Source organism: Halorubrum sp. SD612, assembly GCF_002135005.1.
In genome coordinates, this window is record NZ_NEWI01000293.1 from 1 (window position 1) to 1,946 (window position 1,946).

A 1,946-nucleotide genomic window follows, 5' to 3' on the forward strand; every position below is an offset into this window, starting at 1 on the left:
GCGCGGCCGCGACGCGGACCGCTCGGTGGACTTCGTCGAGCCGTCGCCCTCCTTAGAGACCGGCGAGGACCTCCTCGACGTGGTGCCGATGCTCCGCGCGCGGTTCGCCGCGGAGCGCGTGGTCCCGGACTACACCGCGGCGTTCGTCCACGAGAAGGGACTGGACGTGGTGGTCGAGGACGGCGAGCAGCGGTTGGTGCGGGACTGAGCGGTCGGGCTCGGGCGGTTCGGTCGGGCTCGTCGGATCCGACACCACTTAGTCGGGCGGCCTCCAGCGGTCACGTGTGGTGGGATGGCAGAGCGGCCCATTGCGCCTGCCTTGAAAGCAGGTAGCCTCACGGCTTCCTGGGTTCGAATCCCAGTCCCACCGTAAGCGCGCAGCGCACTCCGCGCTGCGCGCGTCTCGTGCGGGATTCGAAGCCTGTGAGTCGCAGCGCCCGAGTGGAACGAGGGCGATCGTCTCGCATCGGTTCGAATCCCAGTCCCACCGTTACGCGTCCGGCGCACTTCGCGCCGGACACGGTTCGTGCGCGATTCGAACCGGAGAGCGTCCCGAATCTCGATCGGTCGCGAAACCGAATCTGGTTATCAGTACGTTGCGTCCGTCGATTCCGATCGACACCGCGATCGGTCGGGTTCGAGGCCCGAACCGCAACACCACCGGTAACGGTCACGTACACCCGATAACACTCTCGTCCGGTGTCGCGTGGTAGCGCGTGCCGCATTATCTTTAACAGGATTCCGGCACATGTTCGACGTAGGTGATACAGGTATGAGCTACGAACTCGATCCGCTTCCGTACGATTACGACGCGCTGGAACCGCACATCTCCGAGCAGGTGCTCGAATGGCATCACGACACCCACCATCAGGGGTACGTCAACGGCTGGAACGCCGCCGAAGAGACGCTCGAAGAGAACCGTGAGTCCCACGACTTCTCTTCGTCCGGCGGCGCCATCCGCAACGTGACCCACAACTCCTCGGGCCACATCCTCCACGACCTGTTCTGGCAGAACATGTCGCCGGAGGGCGGCGACGAGCCCGAGGGCGAGCTGGCCGACCGCATCGCAGAGGACTTCGGCTCGTACGAGGCCTGGAAGGGCGAGTTCGAGGCGGCGGCCTCCGCGGCCAGCGGCTGGGCGCTCCTGGTGTACGACACGTTCTCGAATCAGCTCCGCAACGTCGTGGTCGACAAGCACGACCAGGGTGCGATCTGGGGCGGTCACCCGGTCCTCGCGCTGGACGTCTGGGAGCACTCCTACTACCACGACTACGGTCCGGCTCGCGGCGAGTTCGTCGACAACTTCTTCGAGGTCGTCGACTGGGAGGAGCCGTCGGATCGCTACGAGCAGGCCGTCGAGCTGTTCGAGTAAGCGCGTTCGAGAGGACGCGTTACGCGCGTCGAGATCCGCATTTTTTCGCAGGACGCTACGGGGTTAGTGACGGGTCCGTTCAGGCCGACTGATTTATAAGTGATTGCTGGTGAGTCAACGGTGAAATCCGCTGAAGCTCAGCTGCTCGTTTATAAACAGCTGATTGCGGATCGGTGGACAACACCGCCGAATCCCCAGTTGGTCGCTTATAAGCACTCGACTACGGATCGGCGGAGGATACCGCCAAAGCTCCAGTTGGTAGCTTATAAACACTCGATTACGGATCGGCGGAGAACACCTCCAAAGCCCCAGCCGTGAGGGCGGCGCACGCTCGTTGCGCTCCTCGCTCGTTCGCTTCGCTCACTCGCTGCGGTCCTTACGTCGCCTGCGCCGCCCTCACGGCTGCCCCTTTGAGTCCCACCCCGCACAGCTCCGCACAGCACCTCTCACCTCCCCAGCCTCGTCAGTCGCCCTTCGCGTTGCTCCGGCCGACTGACGAGGGGGGGGAGGTGGGAGGTGCTGTGCCGCGCCTGGCTCTTATACCCATCCCACAGCCCACGGGACCGGACTAGAG

1 protein-coding gene, 1 tRNA gene and 1 pseudogene are annotated in these 1,946 nt (G+C 64.3%); all 3 read left to right on the forward strand.

What is annotated here, in order from left to right:
• Positions 1–208: pseudogene (locus B9G38_RS16585) on the forward strand (hypothetical protein); the annotation flags it as partial.
• A 78-nt stretch (positions 209–286) separates the two neighbouring features.
• Positions 287–370 (forward strand) — tRNA-Ser (locus tag B9G38_RS16590).
• Positions 371–772: 402 nt separating this feature from the next.
• The gene (gene sod / locus B9G38_RS16595) at positions 773–1,372 is read left to right on the forward strand and encodes a superoxide dismutase (RefSeq protein ID WP_086221111.1); all 600 of its coding nucleotides are present in this window, start codon (positions 773–775) and stop codon (positions 1,370–1,372) included.
• Positions 1,373–1,946 lie beyond the last annotated feature (574 nt).

What these genes read in the sequence shown, in the direction of transcription:
- sod (WP_086221111.1), top strand. Translation starts at nt 773, where the DNA reads ATGAGCTACGAACTCGATCCGCTTCCGTACGATTACGACGCGCTGGAA.